This is a genomic window from Xanthomonas theicola (genome assembly GCF_014236795.1).
Classification (GTDB): Bacteria; Pseudomonadota; Gammaproteobacteria; order Xanthomonadales; family Xanthomonadaceae; genus Xanthomonas_A; species Xanthomonas_A theicola.
The window spans coordinates 3,470,273-3,491,663 of record NZ_CP049017.1; the positions used below are offsets into that span (position 1 = coordinate 3,470,273).

The following is a 21,391-nucleotide window of genomic DNA, read 5'->3' on the forward strand; positions in this document are numbered from 1 at the left end:
GATCGCCGCGACCGGCGCGCTGGTCGCGGTGGTCGACGGCGACCGCTATCTGGCGCGGCTGCGACACGACGGCATGGGCTGCGCGCACGCCTGGCACGATGCCGAGCGTCTGAGCCGGCGGTTGCAGCGCGACCTGCACGGCGAACACTATTTCCTGCCCGTGCTGGCCGGTGCCGGAACCGCCGCGACCCTGGCCGCGCGCATCGTCGGCGCTGCGCCCGCCGCGACCCTGGGCGGCGCGATCGGCGTCGCCGCCGCGCCGACCGAAGTCTGTGCCGGCACCGCGGCCGCCGCGGTGGCGCAGGGCTTCGTCGACACCGTCGCGGCGCCGGCCGCCGGCGCGCCGGGCGCGGCGTTGGCCGCGCGCGTGGCCGCGCACCTGCATGCGCCGGCCAGCGGCGGTGCGCTCCACGACCTGCCGCTGATCGAACTGCCGGTGCGCGTGCCGGGCGCGCCGCTGGCGATCGTGCTGTCCGGCGACGGCGGCTGGCGCGATATCGACAAGGGCATGGCCGAGGCCCTGCAGCGTCGGGGCATCGCCGTGGTGGGCTGGGACAGCCTGCGCTACTTCTGGCGCAGCAAGCCGCCGGCGCAGGCCAGCGCCGACCTGCGCCGGGTCATCGGCCACTACCGGCAGCGCTGGCACCCGCAAACGATCCTGCTGCTTGGCTATTCCTTCGGTGCCACCGCGATGCCGTTCATGTACAACCGGCTGCCGCCGGCGCAGCGCGCGCAGGTGGGACTGTTGGCGCTGTTCGGCCTCGGCCGCAAGGCCGATTTCCAGATCCGCGTGCGCAACTGGCTGGACCTGGGCGATGCCGACGACGCCAGGCCGGTGCTGCCGGAGATCGCGCGCATCCCCCCGTCGCAGCTGCTGTGCGTGTACGGCGACCAGGAAAAGGACACGCTGTGCCCGGTATTGCGCGACAGCGGCGCGCAGATCGTGGCGTTGCACGGCGGCCACCATTTCGACCAGCATCCGGCCAGGCTGGCGACGATCGCAGGCGACAGCTCGCGGAGGGTGCCGGCAGTCCCATTGCTGCAATCGATGTTGAGTATGTTCGCGCGGCCAGCCTGCAGCCCTCCTTCCTGCAGACTCCACCTGGAGCTCTTCGATGACATCCCATGCAACTTCCCTGGTTCTGGTTCTCGGCTGCCTGTTGGCGCTGGCGACACGCGACGCATCCGCCGCCACCGGCGATGCACGCATGGTCGCCGAGCCGACCGTCCCCCGCATCTGTGCGCAGACCGTCGGCGCCACGCTGCAGACGCGCGACCGCACTTTCAGCGCCGCCCAGGAGCAGAGCGCGCCGGATACCGCGCGCATCCAGGCCGCGCTGAACAGTTGCGGTGCCGCCGGTGGCCGCACCGCGGTGTTGCTGCGCGCCGGTGCAGGCAATGCCTTCCTCAGCGGACCGCTGACCATCGGCGACAACGTGACCCTGCTGATCGACGCCGGCGTGACCCTGTTCGGCTCGCGCAAGCCGTCCGACTATCAGATCGCCGGCGCCACCACCTGCGGCAAGGCCGCCGGCTCCAGCGGCGGCTGCCGTGCGCTGATCAACCTCAAGGGCAAGTCGCTGGGGGTGATGGGCGTGCGCAACGGCGCCGGCCGCCAGGGCACCATCGACGGCCGCGGCGACCTGCCGATGCTCGGCAGCAGCGACAGTTGGTGGCAGTTCGGGGAAAAGGCCAAGGCCGGCAAACTGATCCAGAGCAGCCCCGACCTGATCAAGGTGCAGAACGCCAGCGACGTGAGCTTCTACCACGTCAACTTGGTCAACGCGCCGTTTTTCCATCTGTTCGTGCACATCGCCGACGGCGTCACCATCTGGGGCATACGGGTCAAGTCGCCGGCCAGCAGCCCCAACACCGATGGCCTGGACCTGGACAGCGTCACCAACGCCACCTTGCACGACAACGACGTGATGGGCGGCGACGACGGCGTGGCGATCAAGACCATCGCCTCCCAATCGGCCAACATCACCGTGCGCAACTCGCGCTTCTACGGCACCCATGGCATTTCCATCGGCAGCGAGGTGATGTACGGCGTCAGCAACATCCTGATCGACGGCAACCGCCTGGTCGGCAGCGACGCCAGCGGCACGCCCAGCACCGACAGCAACGGCCTGCGGATCAAGACCGGCCTGGCCAAGGGCGGCGCGGTCAGCGACGTCACCTACCGCAACACCTGCCTGTTCGGCGTGGCCAATGCGCTGGTCGTCAACCCGCTGTACAGCGGCGGCCACAGCGGCCATGTGCCGGCCTTCACCGAAATTGTGGTCAATGGCCTCATGGTGCAGGATTCGCCGAAGGGCAAGGGCAATACGGTGCAGGGCTACAACGCTTCGGCGCCGCTGGACCTGGTGCTGGCCAACGTGTCGGCGGACGTTACCGTGCTCAAGGCGAACAACGCGCGCATCGGCGTGTACCGGTCCAACCTGCAGTTGACCGCCGACAGCAACGCCACCATTCATGCGACCACGCTCGCCGGCGCGGTGCCGGCGTGCAGCAGCAAGCCGGCGTTCCCGGCGCTGTAGCGCCGGTCCAGACGCGGTCGGCCGGGCCGCGCATGGCGCGTGCGCGGCAGGGAAGGACGAGTGCGCCGATGCCGACAGGCGCGCGGCCATGCGGTGCCGCCGATGCCGACAACCGCGCCCCGGTCGACATGGCGGACAGCGACGCGCCGTTGCAGCGGCGCGGCGGCGCGCAACCCGGGCCGCCGGCGGCCAACCACCGGCGGCCTTTCCGATAGAGCCGGTGTGTTCAAAGTTGATCCAGTTACATGATGGCCGCCTGCGCCGCTACTGCCGGCGCCGCCACCAACGCGGCACGCCGGGCAGGCGAATAGACTGCGAGCCGGCCGACTATTCACAAAGCGGTCGCGCCGATGGGAAGATGCAAAACGGCAGGCGACCAAGTTCGTAATAGTTCATCAGCATCTGATCGATGCCGTAAGCGCCGATCATCCCGATCACGATGCCAAACGTCGCCAGAATGAAACCCTTGGCCTGAAAACGGCGCAATATCTGACGCCGGGTGGCTTCCCAGTGCCCATCCAATTCCGATCTGTCTACTGCACTGCCAGACCCAGAAGCAGCCGGGCCGAATATGCCAAGAGCTGTCACCGCTAGAAGCCGGGCTAGAGCGTGTCACGAATTTCGAACCGCCCAGCGATTGTGGATGGATGAAGCCTGCTCGCGCGCATCCAACCGACGTCTCCGACGAACAGCGAGCCTTTGCCGCTCCTTACCCGACGCTGATGGATCCGCAGGCCCGGCAACGCCAGTACGAGTTGCGTTGATGTGCAACGCCTTGCGCTGGATGGGCCGCGCTGGTGCGCCCTGGTGCTTGATTGCTCACGGGTTCCCACCATGGGAGGCGGCGTACCAGCAGACTCAACGCTGGCTGCAGGCCGGTTGCGGTGAGGCGATGGTCAACGGTCTGCACTCGGTGCTGCGTGTGGCCCAAGGCAAGCAAGGGCAACCCAGCGCAGTGATCCTGGATGATCGCACGCTGCAATCCACGTGCGAGAGCGGACCGCGAGCAGGCAACGACGGCTGCAAGCGCAAGGAAGGCAGCAAGGTGCAGATGGCCTTGGACACGCTTGGCCACTGCCCGCTATGCAGGTCACGCCGGCCAACGAACAAGAGCGTGCGCAAGCGCGGTCGCTGGCACAGGAGGTTCAGCACGCGACCGGCGACACGGTAGAGGTGCCCTTTGTGGATCAAGGCGACACCGGACAAGAGCCGGCCCAGGCGGCGCAAGAGGAAGGCATGGAACTGCATGGGGCCAAGCTGCCTGAAGCCAAGAAGGGCTTGGTCCTGTTGCCGCGCCGCTGGGTGATTGAACGCAAGCTTTGGCTGGGTCGACCGATTCCGACGACCGGCACGCGACGACGAGCGCCTGTCGCATACGCTGGCCGGCCTGCACTTCGTGGTCTTCACCATCCCTCATGCTCGGCAATGCTGCTTCCATACTCAAAAGTTCAAACACGCTCCGGGTGCGGGTAGCGGTCACGCCGGATGAACGTGAACATCGCTTGTTCCGTCCTTCCCGTCCGTCGAGCGAGGCAGTGGCGTCCGTTGCCGCCGCCGCCGCGGGGCTGGCGTCCGCCGCCAGCGGCCTTATTGCGTTGCACGCGCTGGGAAGAATGCTGCAGGTGCACTTGTGACGAGATACAAAGTCCTTTATTTCTTATGATGTTATTGGTGGAAATTCATCTCGACTCTGCTAACCTGCTGGCATGATTCCACGCCCGCTGATTTGCCTGATCACGCTTGGCCTGGTCGCATGTGCGACCCAGCCCAAGGCTCCGCCGCCGCCGCCGCCGGTCGATGCGCCGTCGCAATCCACGCCGAGCCCGGCGCCGCCGGCCGGGACCGCGCCCGAAGGGGCGCCGGCGCCGCCGGTCGACCTGACCCCGGTGCCGTTCGAGATCGCGCGCGCCAACTTCGTCCGCGACACCGCCGCCAAGTACGGCCTGGACCCGGCGCAGATCGAGACGACCCTGGCACAGGCGCAGTTCAAGGATCCGATCGTGGCGGCGATGTCGCGTCCGGCCGAGCGGGTCAAGCTGTGGAACGAGTACCGGCCGATACTCGTCAGCCAGGCACGGATTGACGGCGGCCGCGCGTTCCTGGCCACGCACCGTGACGAATTGCTGCGGGTGCAGGCGCGGACCGGCGTGCCTGCCGAGATCATCGCCGCGATCATCGGGGTGGAGACCAACTACGGCAAGAACACCGGCAGCTACCGCGTGCTCGATGCGCTGTACACGCTGGCGTTCCGCTATCCGCGCAGCGGCGATCCGGCCAAGCTCGAACGCGAGGTGCGCCGCGAACTGTTCTTCCGCGACGAGCTCGGCCAGCTATTCGCGCTCGGCCGCGAAGAGAACCTGGACATCACCACCCTGATCGGCAGCTACGCCGGCGCGATGGGCCTGGCCCAGTTCATGCCGTCCAGCTACCGCCAGTTCGCGGTCGACGGCGATGGCGACGGCAAGCGCAACCTGTTCACCGACTACGACGACGTGTTCTCCTCGATCGCCAACTACTTCGTCAAGAAGGGCGGCTGGGTGCGCGACGGCCTGGTCGCGGTGCCGGCCACGCTGCGTCCCGGCGCCGAGGAATTCACGCCGAGCGACTGGACTCCGAGCCATTCGCTGGCCGACCTGGCCGCGCGCGGTTACCAGCCGACCGTGCCGGTGCCGGCCGACGCCACCGCTACCCCGATCGCGCTCGACGGCAGCGCCGGCAAGCAGTACTGGCTGGGCTTCCAGAACTACTACGCGATCACCCGCTACAACATCTCCAAGATGTATGCGATGGCCGTGTACCAGTTGTCCCAGGCCATCGCCGGCAAGGAGTTACCACCGGCATGAACCAGAACGCGCTGCTCCGGATCGTTCCCGTCGTCGCCCTGCTGGCGCTGGCCGCCTGCAGCAGCGCCCCGAAGAAGACCGCCGCCGGCGCCGCAGCGCCCGGGGTCAGGGTGGAAGGCCGCGGTCCGGTGCACGTCGCCACCGGCTGCCCGTCCACCTCGCCGTATGCGCCGGCCAAGGAAGACCCATCCAAGCGCGGCAACTACACCGCCGGCGGCCTGTATGCGCCGGGCGTCAGCGACAGCACCCCCGACTATGTGCCTAATGTCGCCTGCATCCCCGAGCCGCTGGTCACCGACGAGCCGCGTTCGGCGATCGGCAACCGCTCGCCGTACCAAGTGCTGGGCCGCGCCTATACGATCATCGACGACCCGCACGGCTACGTCGAACGCGGCACCGCCTCGTACTACGGCAGCAAGTTCCACGGCCGGCTGACCTCCAACCGCGAGGTCTACGACATGTACGCGTTCACTGCCGCGCACAAGACCTTGCCGCTGCCCAGCTTCGCCCTGGTCACCAACCTGGACAACGGCGAGTCGGTGGTGGTGCGGGTCAACGATCGCGGCCCGTTCCACGATGGCCGGGTCATCGACCTGAGCTACGCGGCGGCGGTCAAGCTCGGCATCACCGGCAAGGGCACCGGTCGGGTCGAAGTGCGCGGGCTGACCCCGGCCGACAACGGCAACCTGCTCGCCTCGCGCCGTGCCGACAAGCAGGTCGCGGCCGGCGCCGCGCTGGCCAGCGCGGCGGGGACGGGCGGCGCGGTGCGGCGCGCCACGGACATGGATAAGCTGGTCAAGGCATTGCCGGCCAGGCCGGCGACGGTCGCGGCGGCCGGCGTGCCGGTGCGCCGCGACGCCGCGCCGACTGCCGCCAGTGCGAAAGCGGCCGCTGCCGCCATGCCGGAAGGCGAGCGCTGGCGCTACCGTGTGCAGGCCGATGCCGACACCGCGGCCAATGCCGACCATTTCGACAACTGGATGAAATCGCGCGGGGTGCGCGTGGCCACCGGTAAGCCGGCCAAGGTCGATGCGGCCGTGGCCGTCGCGCCGGCGGTCGTCGCGGCCCCGGCGCCGGCTGCTGCTGCACTGCCGGCAACCCGCGCGGTCGCCGACAGTGCGCCGTCGCACGGCCCGCTCGGCATCCTGCTGCAGGTGGCCAGTTTCGCCAGCCGCGAGAACGCCAACCGCGCGCTGTCGCAGCTGGCCTCGGCCGGCATCGTTGGCGCCAGCGTCAGCGACATCGTGTCCGGCGGGCGTACGCTGTGGCGGCTGCGGGTCGCGGCCGAGAACCACGGCCGTGCCACCGAGCTGGCCAGCCGTATCGCCGGTCTCGGCTTGGGGCACCCGCAGATCGTCAAGAACTGAGCAGCCGGGAACGCACGGTCCCGGATGCGGTGGCGCCTTGCCGCGGGCATCCCGGCGCTGTCCCTGCCGCGGCGCCCGCGCCGCTACGCGGCCACGATGGCTTAACCCAGGCTCCTCCTGCGCTGCCGCGGGCCGCTGTGCGGGCGCCGGGCGGCCCTACAATGCTTGCCGTTCACCACCGGCCCTCGGGCCTGCCAGGAGCCGTCTTAGATGAAATTCCGCTTCGCCGCCGCCGTCGTGGCAACCTTCGCCATCGGCCTGGTTTCCGCGCAGACCCCCGGCCCGGTACCGGCATCGCCTGCCGCCGCCGTTCCCGCCGCCGTGGCGATTCCGCCGGCGCCCAAGCCGGCGGTGTCCAAGTCCTGGCTTTTGATGGACTACGCCACCGGCCAGGTGCTGGCCGGCGAGAACGAGCACGCGCAGGTGGCTCCGGCCAGCATCACCAAGGTGATGACTTCGTACGTGGTCGCCGCCGAGCTGAAGCTGGGCAAGATCAAGCGCGACGATCAGGTCATGCTCAGCGAGCGCGCCTGGCGCGAGGGCGGAGCGGGTACCGACGGCAGCTACAGCGGCTTCCCGGTCAACCAGACCGCGCGCCTGGAGGACATGGAAAAAGGCATGGCGATCCAGTCCGGCAACGACGCGGCGATCGCGCTGGCCGAGCACACCGCCGGCAGCGAAGAAGCCTTCGCGGCGCTGATGAACAACTACGCGGCCAAGCTCGGCATGACCGGCTCGCACTTCGTCAACGCCCACGGCCTGTCCGCCGACGGCCACTACACCACCGCCTACGACTTGGCGCTGCTGGGGCGGGCGATGGTGCGCGACTATCCCGACACCTACGCCTACAACAAGATCAAGGAATTCAAGGTCGGCGACATCACCCAGCAGAACCGCAACCTGCTGCTGTGGCGCGACCCCAGCGTCGACGGCATCAAGACCGGGCACACCTCCGAGGCCGGCTACTGCCTGCTCAGCTCGGCGCAGCGGGGCGACCAGCGCCTGATCGCGGTGGTGATGGGCGACAGTTCCGAAAGGCAGCGCGCCGAGGACAGTCTGGCCCTGCTGAATTGGGGCTTCCGTTTCTACGAGACCCATCGCCTGTACGAGCCGGGCAAGCAGGTCGCGCAACGGCGCGTGTGGAAGGGCACCGAGAAGGACGTGCTGCTGGGCGTGGCGCAGCCGCTGCTGGTCGGCGTGCCGCGCGGCCGCTACAACGAGCTGAAGCCGTCGATCGACGTGCCCAAGACCCTGGAAGCGCCGATCAGGCAGGGCCAGCCGATCGGCATGGTGAAGGTATCGCTGGACGGCAAGGTGGTCGCGCAGGCGCCGCTGGTGGCGCTGAAGGCGGTAGAGGAAGCCGGCTTCTTCAAGCGCCTGTGGGACAGCTTCTGGATGTGGTGGGAAGCCGAGTGATCCAAACGGCCGGTGAAGAGCCGGCCTTGAGACTCGCTTTGATCCGGCAATGGCAGCGCCCCGTCAGGGGCGTTGCCATTTTCGGTTGCAAGCGGCCCGTGGCAGCCGCTGCCTGTGCAGGCGCTTGAGGTTGAGACAGGTATCGGCAGGACCGTTTCTGTTGCGGCGCTTGCGCCACCGGGGCGCTGCTGGGCACAGTGCAGGCGGCTGGTGGTAAAAGGGCGCACAGGAGAGTGTGGCGCAGCCGGCGGACAAGGGCTAGGCTGGATCGTGTGCGGCATGGCCGTACCTGCGCCCCGCTCGCTGCATGAGGATGGACCGTGCCTAAGCTGTTGCGCGCGTGGTTGCTGTCGTTCTTGCTGCTGGCCTGCACCGGCTGCGGATTGTCGCTGCCGCCGCCTTTGCGGCAGTCCGACTACAACCTGCCTTCGTTCGGAGTGGAACGGAGCGGGGCGCTCGCGGCGCAGGGCCGGCAGGCGCTGGGCGCGGCGCAGGCCGCGGCCGAGTGCGGCGAGGGCGGATCGAAGGCGATGCGGCGGCGCTGGGGGCGGCCGCCTTGCGGCCGGCCGGTGCGGTCTTGCCGCCGGGGCTGGGCGCGCCGGCCCAGGCCGAGGCCGAGCGGCTGGCGCAGGTCGGCGCGAATGCGCGGTAGCGCGGGCGGGCCGATGCGGCGCACGCGGTGCATGCGGCGGCCGAGCAGGCGCAGGCCCTTCACCTGGGCGCGCGCATGGCGGGTGGCGCGCTGGAGGCGGTGGCCGACCAGGTGGGCCGGCTGCAGCACGACGCCGTCGCCGCGGCGGGCGGCGCGGCCGACACCACCCTGGACGTGGCCGGGCGCCATGCCCAGGCGGCGTCGGCGCAGTTGCCTGGGATGTACGCCGCGCAGGGCGCCGCCACCGCAGCGGTGGTCGGCGTGGCGACCCTGCTCAGTCCGGCGACGTTGCACGGGATGGGCAATCTGGCCAGGACGGGCGTCTTCGCAAGCCAGGCAGGGGCCAGCGCGAGGGAAGCCACCGGCGCCACCTGATGACCGAGACGGTGGTGCCGAGCCTGGAGGCGCGGATCCAGGACCTCGCGCGCACGGCGCGCCAGCAGATGGCGCCCGGGCGGGCCGGCCCGGCGGCGGCAGGCTTGCCGGGCGTCCCGGCGGGTGGAGCGGATGCGCAGGCCGAACCCGTGCCGGCGCTGTCGCCCGGCGCTGCACCGGAACCGGCCGCGCCGCGCGCCGCTCCTGGGCCGCTGCCGGCGGACCTGCGCGACCCGGCCCATCCCGGCCACGCTGCGTTCAAGCGCAGCTTGCGCGAAGTGCATTACATGGAAGCCGGGCAGGACATCGCGTCCGGCCCGCACAGCCAGAAGGTGGCGGCCGGGCTGCTGGTGGCGGCCGAGCGCGAAGGCCAGCGCCTCACCAACGTGAGCATGGGCGCCGATGGCCAGGTGCAAGGGTTGCAGGGCTTCAGCGCCTTCGATACGCCGAAAACGGTGCGCATCGATCCACGCCAGGCGCAATCGGTGGAGATGCAGGACTACGCCAGGCAGTGGACGCACCTGCTCGGCCAGGCGCCGCCGGCCGAGCGCACGGCGGCGCAGGCGCAGGGCATCGCCGCGCTGTCGGCGGCCGATCGGGCGATGTTCGCGCGCATCCGCCAGGACGTGCCGGCGCACATCGGCGACGATCACATCGCGCAAGCGATGTTGAACGCCAAGCGGGAGGGCGTCGCCGAGGCGGGCAAGATCGACCGCGTGCAGATGGCGGGCGAGAAGGTGTGGGTGTCCGGCACGACGCCCGGCTTGCGCGCCGCCACGGACGTGTCGCAGCAGGCGGCGCCGATGCACGATACGGTGCAGCAGGCGCAGGCGCTGGATCAGCAGCGCGAGCGGCAGGTGGCATGGAGGCGCAGCAGCGGCAGGACCGCCAGAGTGGCCGCGGCAGCCCGGTCATGGGGTGAAGCAGGTCTTGCGGCTGCTGGTGGCAGCATGAGGGCCGTGGGCAATGGCTGCTTCGCCTGCATCGCGTGCCGCCGCCGCCGTGCGCCGCGTTCGTGCGCGACAGCCGCGGCAGACCGGGGCCGTGGCCGGGGGAGCGTGCGGCGCCACGGGATTGGCGCCGCGCGCGCCTCACCATGTGTAGTCGACGTTGGCGTAGGCGAATGCGCCGTTGAAGCCGAACGGCAAAGTCAAGCGCGAGCCCTGGCGACGGGGCGAGGCGACGGTTGCGTTCCGTGACGCTCGAGCCTCTTGCTGTTGGGGATGGGGAATCGAGAATGGGGGGAGCGGCGGCTCCTGCATTTGTCGTGCCGCTCGACTCTCACAGCCGAACTTGCCGGTGGGAAGAGGGAGCCTCTGCGTTCCCACTCCCAATCCCCACTCCCGGCGTCAAAGACGCCGGCTGATCGTGAAGCTGCCGAACACCGGGGTCTGCTTCTGCAGATCGAATTCGCGGGTGCTCCAGTAGCGCGCCAGCGCCAGTTTCCACCTCCCGCGGATCACCGCCAAGCCGAGTCCGACCTCACCTACGAAAGGGCGCTTCTTCACGCTGTGGCTGTCGCGGAAGGTGTTGCCGTCCAGGGTGATGTCGCGCAGCACCCAGCGCGCGTCGCTGCTCAGGAACAGGTGCGCCGACCAGCCGCGGCCCAGGCCGTCGCGGGGCGGGGCGGTGTTCTCGCCGGCCGGGCGCAGTGGCGAGCTGCCGAAGTCGTCCGGCAGCTTCCAGCCGAAGCGCACCTCGGCGCCGGCATTGGCATGCGTCTCCAACGTGCCCAGCGCGCCGCCCCAATGGCGGATCGCGTCCCAGCCCCAGCCGTCGGCGTTGACCGCCGCCTCGCCGGGCCAGCGGCGCATGCGTTCGTGCAGCACGCGGAACACCGGTTCGTCGTGCAACTGGTTGTCCCAGCCGAGGAACTTGGCGTTGCCGAGCAGCTCGTGCACCGCGTCCTGCACCTGCTTGCCCTGCGCGGATGGGCCAACCATGCCCAGCGCCAGCTGGGTGGTGCGCAGGCGGTCCTGGTTGCGCGCGTTGTAGCCGATGTTCACCAGCAGCACGCCGACATAGGGGCGGTCGTCCTTGATCGGGCCGCGGCGGGTCTTGTCGGTCGGGGTGAAGATGGCCTGGCCGAAACTGAACACCATGTTCTGTTGCTTGGACGCGCCCGGGCGCAGCCATTCCAGGTAGCGGTTGAGCGCACGCGCCAGCCGCGGCAGGCAGGGATCGTCGATATAGTCGGTCAGGTTCGGCGATACCAGAGTCGCACCGAAGCCGTTGGTATAGCCCTGGTCCTGGCCGGCGCCGCCGAGCAGGTCGTTGTCGGCCCGGAAGTTCCCTGTGGGCGGCGTGTCCTCCAGCGTGCTGGTGGAGCAGCGGTCGGCGGCGGCGGGCAGCGAGGCGATGGCGAGCGGGACGGCGAAGGCGAGAGGCAGGCGCGCTGACGGCATGGACGACGTCCGGTGCGAAAGGGAGGGAAAGGGAGGAGAAGCGAGGCGACGCTAGCGTGCGTGCTGCGCGTGTGCCGTGAAGCCGTGTGCAGGCGGCAAGCGGCCGCCAGGCAGGCGGCGACGACCGGCCGGGAGGGCCGTTGGCCGGACCGCGTCGTTCCGCTGCGGCCGCCGGCCGGGCCGGCGCGGCCGTGCGCCCCTGCGGCGCCCCGGCGCGGCCTTGGGTTTGCCCGGCGCCGGCCCGATAATGCCGCCATGGACATCGCCTCCGATAACCCCGAACACGGTTTCCAGTTCCCCGGTGTCTTCGAGCTCAGCGCGATGGGCGCGGCTACCGCCGGACTGGAGGCCGAGTTGCCGCGCCTGCTCGCCCAGGCCGGCGTGGACGTGCTGGAAGAACGCGTCAGCTGGAAGCATTCGTCCAACGGCAAGTACGTGTCGGTGCGGATCGCCTTCCGTGCCGCCGACCGTTCCCAGTACGACGCCGCACACCAGGCGCTGCGCACGCACCCGGAAGTGAAGTGGACGCTGTAGCGGACGCCGCCAACGCCGCACGCGCGCCCGAAGCGCCGGCGCTGCCGCCGTGCCGGGTGCGCGATCTCGGCCGCCACCCCTACGCGCCGGTGTGGCGGGCGATGCAGCGCTTCACCGATGTGCGCGACGAGGCCAGTGCCGACGAGCTGTGGGTGGTCGAGCACGAGCCGGTGTTCACCCTCGGTCAGGCCGGCAAGCCCGAGCACGTGCTGGCGCCCGGCGACATCCCGGTGCTGCACGTGGACCGCGGCGGCCAGGTCACCTACCACGGCCCGGGCCAGTTGGTGGTGTATCCGCTGCTGGACCTGCGCCGGCTCCGCATCGGAGTGCGCGACTACGTGTGTCGGATCGAGCAGGCGATCATCGATACGCTGGACGAATGGAACATCCTCGGCCAGCGCCGCGACGGCGCGCCCGGCGTCTACGTCGGCACCGCCAAGGTCGCCGCGCTCGGCATCCGCGTGCGCCGCGGCTGCACCTTCCACGGCCTGTCGTTCAACGTGGCGATGGACCTGGGCCCATTCCAGCGCATCAACCCGTGCGGTTACCAGGGCCTGCAGGTGACCTCGGTGCTAGACTTGGGCGGTCCTTCCGGCATGCAGGCCGTCAAACCGGTGCTGCTGGCCCAGCTGGCGCGCCAGTTCGGGCTGATCCTGCAGCCGCTCGACGCCCTGCCCGACCTCACGCCCACGCACGCGGCCTGACCGCCTGCCCGCCGACGACGCCATGACCCAGCCCAGCGCACGCACCATCCCCTTGCAGGTCGTTTCCGGCGACAGCGCGCCCGCGCCGCTGCAGGCCGGCGTCAAGCAAGTGGGCGGGGACAAGATCAATCGCTCGCCGGTGCAGTTCGCCGACGCGCCGATGTTGCGCAAGCCGTCCTGGATCCGGGTGCGGATCCCGTCCGGCAACGCGGTGCAGAACCTCAAGGCCAGGCTGCGCGAGAACCGCCTGGTCACGGTCTGCGAGGAAGCCAGCTGCCCGAACATCCACGAGTGCTTCAGCCACGGCACCGCCACCTTCATGATCCTGGGCGAGGTCTGCACCCGCCGCTGCTCATTCTGCGACGTCGCCCACGGCCGGCCCAAGCCGCCGGACGCCGGTGAGCCGGCCAGCCTGGCGCAGACCGTGGCCGACATGGGCCTGCGCTACGTGGTGGTGACCAGCGTCGACCGCGACGACTTGCGCGACGGCGGCGCCCAGCACTTCGCCGACTGCATCGGCGCGATCCGCTCTGCCGCGCCGGCCACCCGCATCGAGATCCTGACCCCGGACTTCCGCGGCAAGGGCCGCATGGACCGCGCGCTGGAGATCCTGGCGACCAATCCGCCGGACGTGTTCAACCACAACATCGAGACGGTGCCGGACCTGTATCCGAACGTGCGTCCCGGCGCCGACTACCAGTGGTCGCTGACCCTGCTGCAGAAGTTCAAGGCGCAGCATCCTGCCATCGCCACCAAGTCCGGGATCATGCTCGGCCTGGGCGAGAGCCTGGAGCAGGTGCAGGCCACGCTGCGCGACCTGCGCGCGCACGACGTGGACATGGTCACCATCGGCCAGTACCTGCAGCCCACCGCGTACCACCACCCGGTGATGCGCTACTGGACGCCGGAGGAGTACAAGGCGCTGGAGGTCTACGGCTACGAGCTGGGCTTCGGCCACGTCGCCTCCGGGCCGATGGTCCGCTCCTCCTACCACGCCGATCGTCAGGCCGCCGGGGCCGGCGTCGCTGTGAATTCCAGCGCTAGATCGGACTCTCCATCGCTCCATCGGAATGTACAACAATAAATCGGAATGGAGCGATGCCGGAACGCATACCGCCCATCAAGGAATTCCCCGACGACGGCCGGGCTTGACGGATCGAAGGACCCGGTGCGGTCACGCATACGGAGCATGAGCCGGTGATCGACGTTCACCTCACTCCTGATTCTCTGTTCAATTTAACCAACAACAGACCCCCAACGCCCGCAGCGCCTGAACGTAAGCAGGCACGAGTTGGTATTGGCCAACTCCCTTGCCTCAAGATTGGCTCCCACTGGCGGAACACGCGGGCGCAACCAATGCAAGCGGGTGTTCGCCGTATGCTGCGAGGCACCAACGTTACGGAGGGTGGGACACAACTTGTAAGGTTGGGTCATTCGTTCGGACGGCTTGAAGGAAAGAAGGCGGGACAGAACTGGCTGATCCCGCCTTTCAGGTATCCATTTCCACGAGAGATCGTGGACTCCAAATGCATTGCCATTGGGCATGATGGCGATCCTTACGGGATTCTGTTGCCCGTCACCGAAGCTATCCGCCTCCACTATGCCGCATCTACTGACTTGGCACACGTCATGTTCAGTGATGCGTTGCAGCTTGACAAAAACCATGTAATCGATTCGGAGTTCAGCGGACTCGCTGGCGCCCCGAATCAGCACATGAGTTGTGGCACTTCGGCGATGGCTAGTGTGCTGTCTCAGAAATAATATCCCTCACGCTTGCGATGCCATTGCTTCGCGGGCTCGCTGAATTTTGTTCAAGATGTCTTCCCCTTTGGCGTTCCAAACGTAGCGAGTGGGCTGTGCTCTTCGGGTGTCAGGGTAATGTTCTGCGAGTTCATCTGCCCGTCTCCGGTCTGTTGCTGACAGGGGAAGCATAGACAATTTTTAGGAAACGTTATTTTTGAGACGGAACACTAGTAGATTCCGAAGGGTGGCACGGCTATGATGCGGCAAGGCGTGCAGTTCGCTATGGTGCGGGAGGCGTTTTGACGTCACCTTCACGAATGGGCTCCCTGGAATCCGGCGCCCAACACTGGAACTTAGCATTTCATCATATGTTTGGATCAAAAATTCACGTGGCGTGATGGGCTATGGTGCACAGACCGACTACAGGCTTTTTCAGACCCTTCCTGCTCTTTTGGGCTTCCCTATCAATTGCAACAGGATGCGCCGCTATGAACGACTCCAACGAGTCCCGCTCTGATGCTTTCCGGCCAGTGCAATCCAGCGCTGAGGCCAAGGCGCAGCTTGCCGGTTGGATCGCCCCAGGCATACCTATCTCGGACGCGGTACGGAAACTTACGTCAAAGGGCTTTGCTTGCGAAACGACGATGCCCCTATCGCCGGACGCGCAGTCGTCCGTGGTTTGCTCTTATCTAACTCCGCCGCCGCCGCCTCCAGAGAAGCGGCTTGTGACCCCAATGACACCCGTCACATGGATCGTCACGTTGAACTCTAAGGACGGAGCCACGATCAGCGGCTTTCAAGCGGCGCGCTCCCCTAAAGAAATCGGAGAGTGAGAAATGCCAGACGACCAAGCCAAGATCATCGTAGGAGCAAGCCCCGTTGCCGCTGATCGACGGCATACTTATCTCCTTTTTGAACGATCCGATGGTAGTCAAATTGTCGTTCGCGGCGGTCCGGATGCGCGTGCAGAAGGCAACGACCTTGCCAACCTCGCAGAAAGCACGCTGCTAGGTTCCGACAAGTTCGGCAACATTCGTGTTGATGCCGCTCCCTACATCCCCCCATACAATGCTGTCTATCAAAGACAAGCTGACGGGTCCATTCGCCCCCTGCCCGCAGATCAAGCCAACCCCGACGATCCCTCGCTTGTCAGAGATTCCAAAGGGAAGCCTGTAGAACAATCGGAAGCCGCCCCGGATTGGCCGCTTCCCGGCGAGAAGCACGAGCGCGCTATCGTTTGGAAAGGAACAGATCAAGAGATTGAAAGGAAGCTGAGTTCTGCGCTGACGGCGGGCCAGCAAATTAACGATGCCAAGCTCGAATATTCGCCCCTGTACAACAACAGCAACGGCGTGACAGGCCTTTTGTTGAAATCGGCCGGCGTGAAACCATCGTTGCCGCTAGACAAGAACGGGCAGCAGGTGGATGCGCCTAATTTCGGCGAAAACCTGTATCAGAACGTTGGTCTAGCCTCTAACCGGAGCGGCTATTCGTTCGACGGCAAGCAGTGGCGCGACGACGATGATCGGAAGATCAAGCCTCCCCACTCGGGGGAGCCCGTTGTCCCGCTTGATCCTAACGAGAAGGAAAAATCTCGCTCAGGTTCTTTCGATAGCAGCTATAACGCCCAGCCTGACAGAATGCAGCAAGGCAAGCAGGCTTTCAGTACCGGCGATCCAGACCTCGACCGACTGGCCGCCGCGCTGGCCGCCGACGACGACGACGCTTTTTCCAAAGTATGCGATCAGATCGAGCAATCGCCACAAGTACAGGCATACGAACAATGGGGGCGCGAACTGGCTGCCTTCGAGCAAAGACAAGAACTCCAGCAGCAAGAGGTGGCTCGCCAAGTGCAAGGCCCCGTGATGACACGCTAACTTTCACCATCACCGAGGGTCGTTCATGTCTAGCGAGAAAGAGCTATCCGAACTGATTGTGTCGCTGCAAAACACGCTCAAGCTGCAATCCGCGCTAATCGCGAAATTCGAGCAGCGCGAAGCGCGCATGCAAGCCGCCTTCGATCAGCGGATGCAGGCGTTACAAAACGAGGTCACACAGGTACATCGCCGGGTTGATGGCATCGTCGGCGATGCCAGTTCCCAGATCGCCAAGGAAGCCAAGAATGCCGTAGCTCCCGTCGCGGCGCAGTACGACCGTGACGTATCGGCCACGTCTGCGCAGCTACAAAAGGCGAACAAGACGGTGTGGATGTGGTTCGGTGCCGCAGGCGCCATTCTGCTGCTGGTGCTGCTCGTTGGCTGGGCCGTGCTGGGCTATTACCGGCGCGAGCTGGCATCAACGAAAGAAGAACTGCGACGCTATGAGAATGCCGTGCCTATCGTGCAAGCGTTCTATGCCTCCGATGCGGTCGTTTGCGACGGGCGTATTTGCTCGAACAACGATCCCAATGGGAAGCGCGTAGGAGACAAGCGCCAGTATCGGCAAGCGAAGCCGCGACCATCGCAGTGACGCGCTCAATCGGGAGCGCCAATTCACGATGGGAGCCCCCGCATGATGTTATGTGTCGCGTCCCGGATGATTACATAGACTCTAAGCGCTATCCACTCTTCATGCTTCGACGTCCCCCCGGTTTTGAGTAGCACGGCGATTTGGAGTCCAATCCCCAACGAGACGGAGATTGGACGTGAAGAAGCGCTTTTCCGAAGAGCAGATCATCGGCTTCCTGCGTGAGGCCGAAGCCGGCGTGGCGGTGAAGGACCTGTGCCGGCGGCACGGGTTCAGCGAGGCCTCCTACTACCTGTGGCGCAGCAAGTTCGGCGGCATGAGCGTGCCGGAGGCCAAGCGGCTCAAGGAGCTGGAGGCGGAGAACACGCGGCTGAAGAAGCTGCTGGCCGAGCAGCTGTTCGAGAACGACGTCATCAAGGACGCCCTGCGAAAAAAGTGGTGACCGCACCGGCGCGCAGGATGCTGGTGCGGCACCTGATGGAGCGCGGGCTCCCTGAGCGGCGGGCGCTGGCCGTGGTGCGGATGAGCGCCAGCGCGCTGCGCTACGTCCCACGTCCGGATCGCAACGTCGAGCTGCGCGAGCGGATCCTGGCGCTAGCGCAGCGGCACAAGCGCTACGGCGTCGGGATGATCTATCTGAAGCTGCGGCAGGAGCAGTGGCCGGTGAACTACAAGCGGGTGGAACGGCTGTATCAGGAGGCCAGGTTGCAGGTGCGCCGGCGCAAGCGGAAGAAGGTGCTGCTGGGCGAGCGCCAACCGTTGCTTCGGCCTGGAACCGCCAACCAGGTCTGGTCGATGGACTTCGTGTTCGACCGCACCGCCGAGGGCCGGGTGCTCAAGGCCCTGACCATCGTCGACGATGCCACGCACGAGGCGGTGGCGATCGAGGTGGAGCGGGCCATCTCCGGCCACGGCGTGGCCCGGGTGCTGGATCGGCTGGCGCTGACACGGGGTCTGCCGCAGGTGATCCGCACCGACAACGGCAAGGAGTTCTGCGGCAAGACGATGGTGACGTGGGCCCACGAGCGCGGTGTGCAGCTGCGCTTGATCCAGCCAGGCAAGCCGAACCAGAACGCCTACATCGAGAGCTTCAACGGCCGCCTGCGCGACGAATGCCTCAACGAGCACTGGTTCCCGAGGCTGCTGCACGCCCGCACCGAGATCGAGACCTGGCGACGGGAATATAACGAGGAGCGACCGAAGAAGATCTTGGGCGGCCTGACCCCGGCCGCCTATGCCCAACAGCTAGCGGCCAAAGCCGCTACGATGAAACCCGGACTCTAAGGATGGTCTGAACAACTCCCTCTGATCCTGCGACAATCGTACAAAGCCCAACAGGACAACGACGATGCAATTGTCTTTCGGCGACGCGGAGTACAACGGCAAGCGCAAGCAGACGCGGCGCGAAAGGTTGCTGGCCGAGATGGATCAGGTGGTGCCGTGGAAAGACCTGCTGGCGCTGATCGCGCCGCACTATCCGAAGTCGGGCCATCCGGGCCGTCAGCCGTACCCGCTGGAGACAATGCTGCGCATCCACTTTCTGCAGCAGTGGTACGCACTGAGCGACCCGGGCGCGGAAGAAGCCTTGTACGACACGGCGTCGATGCGCCGTTTCGCCAGGATCGGCGGGTTGGATGAGGTGCCGGACGAGACCACGATCCTCAACTTCCGCCGGTTGCTGGAGACGCACGATCTGGCGCGCACGCTGTTCAACCGGGTCAACGCGCACCTATCGCGCAAGGGCCAGAGCCTGCGCGGCGGCACCATCGTGGACGCCACGATCATTGCCGCGCCCAGCTCGACCAAGAACAAGAACGGCGAGCGCGACCCGGAAATGCACCAGACCAAGAAGGGCAATCAGTACTACTTCGGGATGAAAGCGCACATCGGCGTGGACGATGAGTCCGGGCTGGTGCACCACTTGGAATGCACGGCGGCCAACGCCGCAGATATCACCCAGGCGCACAAGCTGCTGCACGGCAAGGAAGACACGGTATGCGGCGACAGCGGCTACACCGGGCTGGCCAAGCGCGAGGAGATGGCGAGCAAGCGCAAGCTGCGCTATCTGATCGCGGAGAAGCCCTCGAAGCTGAAGCAGATCAAGAGCAAGCGCGAATTGAAGTGGGCACAGCGCTGGGAGCACGCCAAGGCCAGCCTGAGGGCGAAGGTGGAGCATCCGTTCCGGGTGATCAAGCGCCAGTTTGGCTACGTCAAGGTGCGCTATCGCGGCCTGGCGAAGAACACGGCGCAAGTGCTGACGCTGTTTGCGCTGTCGAACCTGTGGCTGAAGCGAAAGCAGTTGCTGCCTGTCGTGGGGAGGGTGTGCCTGTAATCCGGGAAATACCCCGGAAATGCGCCGGAAACGGCGAAAAACCGAGGGTCTGAGCGCCGTGGGCGTGGTCGATATGGCTTGCCTCATCCTCCGACCGCGTTGATCAGACTATCCCTAAGGATGGTCTGAACAACTCCCTCTGATCCTGCGACAATCGTACAAAGCCCAACAGGACAACGACGATGCAATTGTCTTTCGGCGACGCGGAGTACAACGGCAAGCGCAAGCAGACGCGGCGCGAAAGGTTGCTGGCCGAGATGGATCAGGTGGTGCCGTGGAAAGACCTGCTGGCGCTGATCGCGCCGCACTATCCGAAGTCGGGCCATCCGGGCCGTCAGCCGTACCCGCTGGAGACAATGCTGCGCATCCACTTTCTGCAGCAGTGGTACGCACTGAGCGACCCGGGCGCGGAAGAAGCCTTGTACGACACGGCGTCGATGCGCCGTTTCGCCAGGATCGGCGGGTTGGATGAGGTGCCGGACGAGACCACGATCCTCAACTTCCGCCGGTTGCTGGAGACGCACGATCTGGCGCGCACGCTGTTCAACCGGGTCAACGCGCACCTATCGCGCAAGGGCCAGAGCCTGCGCGGCGGCACCATCGTGGACGCCACGATCATTGCCGCGCCCAGCTCGACCAAGAACAAGAACGGCGAGCGCGACCCGGAAATGCACCAGACCAAGAAGGGCAATCAGTACTACTTCGGGATGAAAGCGCACATCGGCGTGGACGATGAGTCCGGGCTGGTGCACCACTTGGAATGCACGGCGGCCAACGCCGCAGATATCACCCAGGCGCACAAGCTGCTGCACGGCAAGGAAGACACGGTATGCGGCGACAGCGGCTACACCGGGCTGGCCAAGCGCGAGGAGATGGCGAGCAAGCGCAAGCTGCGCTATCTGATCGCGGAGAAGCCCTCGAAGCTGAAGCAGATCAAGAGCAAGCGCGAATTGAAGTGGGCACAGCGCTGGGAGCACGCCAAGGCCAGCCTGAGGGCGAAGGTGGAGCATCCGTTCCGGGTGATCAAGCGCCAGTTTGGCTACGTCAAGGTGCGCTATCGCGGCCTGGCGAAGAACACGGCGCAAGTGCTGACGCTGTTTGCGCTGTCGAACCTGTGGCTGAAGCGAAAGCAGTTGCTGCCTGTCGTGGGGAGGGTGTGCCTGTAATCCGGGAAATACCCCGGAAATGCGCCGGAAACGGCGAAAAACCGAGGGTCTGAGCGCCGTGGGCGTGGTCGATATGGCTTGCCTCATCCTCCGACCGCGTTGATCAGACTATCCCTAAAGAGCCCCGCTACTGAAAGCGGGGGGACGTCGGGGCCATGCCGGCAATTGTGCCACTCCCGATACAGCTTTCAAGTTGGTTTTGTTAGAGGCTCTTACGTAAATATCCCCCGGCAAAGCCGGGGGCTTTAGAGATGTGAGCCGCTCAAAGCGGCTGCGGGAGCGCTACGCGCCTCCCTTGTTAGGGCCACCTGAAGGTGGCCGACTACCTCAGCAACTGCAATTGGTCCAAGCGCCGATCTTCCGCCTCTTGGTTCTGGATGTATGCCCCGATCAACCCTTCATCCCGACCTACCCTCGTAACGAAGTAACCTCGCGCCCAGAAGCTCTGCCCTACAAAGTTCCGCTTCCGCTCCACATACACCCGCGCTAGGTGGATGGCGCTCTTGCCCTTGATATAGCCCACCACCTGCGACACCGCCTACTTCGGCGGAATCTTCAACAGCATATGGACGTGATCTGGCATCAGATGGCCCTCCTCGACCCGGCTCTCCTTCTGCTCGGCCAATCGCCGGAACACCTCTCCTAGATGCTTCCTCAGACCCACATACAGTGTCTTACGGCGACACTTCGGTATGAACACAACGTGGTACAGACACTCCCACCTGGTGTGACTTAAGCTCTCAAACTCATCCATCTCGGTTTCTCCGTCTCGTGTGCTTGGCCGCTCACGTTGCGGAGTCTCCGGGATGGACTCCCGGATACGTCAAACTTCTACTGCCTCCCCGGCA

Annotated in this window: 17 protein-coding genes and 3 pseudogenes; 17 read left to right on the plus strand and 3 right to left on the minus strand. The window is 66.4% G+C overall.

The annotated features are described in order from the left end of the window. Positions 1-508 precede the first annotated feature (508 nt). Both G4Q83_RS23545 and G4Q83_RS16150 read left to right on the plus strand, forming a co-directional pair. A pseudogene (locus G4Q83_RS23545) lies at positions 509-940 on the plus strand (AcvB/VirJ family lysyl-phosphatidylglycerol hydrolase); the annotation flags it as partial. 175 nt (positions 941-1,115) lie between these two features. Beyond that, entirely contained in the window at positions 1,116-2,540 is a 1,425-nt protein-coding gene (locus tag G4Q83_RS16150) for a glycoside hydrolase family 28 protein (RefSeq protein ID WP_128419349.1), read from the plus strand. A gap of 327 nt (positions 2,541-2,867) precedes the next feature. On the opposite strand, the gene G4Q83_RS24755 is transcribed toward G4Q83_RS16150, so the two are convergent. Next, positions 2,868-3,026, minus strand: a complete 159-nt coding sequence (locus tag G4Q83_RS24755) for a hypothetical protein (RefSeq protein WP_185817235.1) — start codon at positions 3,024-3,026, stop codon at positions 2,868-2,870. A gap of 161 nt (positions 3,027-3,187) precedes the next feature. Here G4Q83_RS24755 and G4Q83_RS16160 point away from each other — a divergent pair. The 7 genes and pseudogenes from G4Q83_RS16160 to G4Q83_RS23555 all read left to right on the plus strand — a co-directional run bounded on the left by G4Q83_RS16160 (position 3,188) and on the right by G4Q83_RS23555 (position 10,392). Beyond that, positions 3,188-4,029 (plus strand): annotated as a pseudogene (locus tag G4Q83_RS16160) (IS5 family transposase). Further along, complete coding sequence (locus G4Q83_RS22650; RefSeq protein ID WP_221893119.1) at positions 3,956-4,174, plus strand: hypothetical protein; 219 nt, start codon at positions 3,956-3,958, stop codon at positions 4,172-4,174. Before G4Q83_RS16160 ends, G4Q83_RS22650 begins: the two are co-directional and overlap by 74 nt. A gap of 72 nt (positions 4,175-4,246) precedes the next feature. Further along, entirely contained in the window at positions 4,247-5,383 is a 1,137-nt protein-coding gene (gene mltB, locus G4Q83_RS16165) for a lytic murein transglycosylase B (protein WP_128419347.1), read from the plus strand. Beyond that, the gene (locus G4Q83_RS16170; protein WP_128419346.1) at positions 5,380-6,750 is read left to right on the plus strand and encodes a septal ring lytic transglycosylase RlpA family protein; all 1,371 of its coding nucleotides are present in this window, start codon (positions 5,380-5,382) and stop codon (positions 6,748-6,750) included. Before mltB ends, G4Q83_RS16170 begins: the two co-directional genes overlap by 4 nt. 210 nt (positions 6,751-6,960) lie before the next feature. Then, a complete protein-coding gene (locus G4Q83_RS16175; protein ID WP_128419345.1) occupies positions 6,961-8,166 on the plus strand; it encodes a D-alanyl-D-alanine carboxypeptidase family protein in 1,206 nt (401 codons plus the stop codon). A gap of 679 nt (positions 8,167-8,845) precedes the next feature. Further along, complete coding sequence (locus G4Q83_RS16180; RefSeq protein WP_128419344.1) at positions 8,846-9,193, plus strand: hypothetical protein; 348 nt, start codon at positions 8,846-8,848, stop codon at positions 9,191-9,193. Beyond that, positions 9,193-10,392, plus strand: coding sequence for an XVIPCD domain-containing protein (locus G4Q83_RS23555; RefSeq protein ID WP_246432123.1), 1,200 nt, complete (start codon positions 9,193-9,195; stop codon positions 10,390-10,392). The genes G4Q83_RS16180 and G4Q83_RS23555 overlap by 1 nt, the downstream gene beginning before the upstream one ends. Positions 10,393-10,542: 150 nt before the next feature. On the opposite strand, the gene G4Q83_RS16190 is transcribed toward G4Q83_RS23555, so the two are convergent. Continuing rightward, positions 10,543-11,598 (minus strand): lipid A deacylase LpxR family protein, encoded by a 1,056-nt coding sequence (locus G4Q83_RS16190; protein ID WP_128419343.1) that lies wholly within the window; start codon positions 11,596-11,598, stop codon positions 10,543-10,545. Between the two features lie 255 nt (positions 11,599-11,853). On the opposite strand from G4Q83_RS16190, the gene G4Q83_RS16195 reads away from it, so the two are divergent. The 8 genes from G4Q83_RS16195 (at position 11,854) to G4Q83_RS16230 (ending at position 20,543) form a co-directional block, all read left to right on the plus strand. Further along, positions 11,854-12,132, plus strand: a complete 279-nt coding sequence (locus tag G4Q83_RS16195) for a DUF493 family protein (protein WP_128419342.1) — start codon at positions 11,854-11,856, stop codon at positions 12,130-12,132. Beyond that, on the plus strand, positions 12,120-12,836 hold the full coding sequence (lipB, locus tag G4Q83_RS16200; protein WP_128419341.1) for a lipoyl(octanoyl) transferase LipB: 717 nt from the start codon (positions 12,120-12,122) through the stop codon (positions 12,834-12,836). Before G4Q83_RS16195 ends, lipB begins: the two co-directional genes overlap by 13 nt. A gap of 22 nt (positions 12,837-12,858) precedes the next feature. Then, complete coding sequence (gene lipA, locus G4Q83_RS16205) at positions 12,859-13,920, plus strand: lipoyl synthase (protein ID WP_128419340.1); 1,062 nt, start codon at positions 12,859-12,861, stop codon at positions 13,918-13,920. 1,495 nt (positions 13,921-15,415) lie between these two features. Continuing rightward, on the plus strand, positions 15,416-16,456 hold the full coding sequence (locus G4Q83_RS23560) for a hypothetical protein (RefSeq protein WP_246432124.1): 1,041 nt from the start codon (positions 15,416-15,418) through the stop codon (positions 16,454-16,456). A gap of 25 nt (positions 16,457-16,481) precedes the next feature. After that, positions 16,482-17,048 (plus strand): hypothetical protein, encoded by a 567-nt coding sequence (locus tag G4Q83_RS23565; protein ID WP_246432125.1) that lies wholly within the window; start codon positions 16,482-16,484, stop codon positions 17,046-17,048. 175 nt (positions 17,049-17,223) lie between these two features. Next, a protein-coding gene (locus tag G4Q83_RS16220) for an IS3 family transposase (protein WP_185817403.1) occupies positions 17,224-18,329 on the plus strand; the annotation gives its coding sequence in 2 pieces (ribosomal slippage) (positions 17,224-17,482 and positions 17,482-18,329; 1,107 coding nt in all). Positions 18,330-18,393: 64 nt separating this feature from the next. Next, on the plus strand, positions 18,394-19,377 hold the full coding sequence (locus G4Q83_RS16225; RefSeq protein ID WP_185817191.1) for an IS5 family transposase: 984 nt from the start codon (positions 18,394-18,396) through the stop codon (positions 19,375-19,377). A gap of 182 nt (positions 19,378-19,559) precedes the next feature. Next, on the plus strand, positions 19,560-20,543 hold the full coding sequence (locus G4Q83_RS16230; protein WP_185817191.1) for an IS5 family transposase: 984 nt from the start codon (positions 19,560-19,562) through the stop codon (positions 20,541-20,543). Between the two features lie 322 nt (positions 20,544-20,865). Here the strand turns inward: G4Q83_RS16230 and tnpA are convergent. Beyond that, positions 20,866-21,297, minus strand: a pseudogene (gene tnpA / locus G4Q83_RS16235) (IS200/IS605 family transposase). Positions 21,298-21,391: the final 94 nt, after the last annotated feature.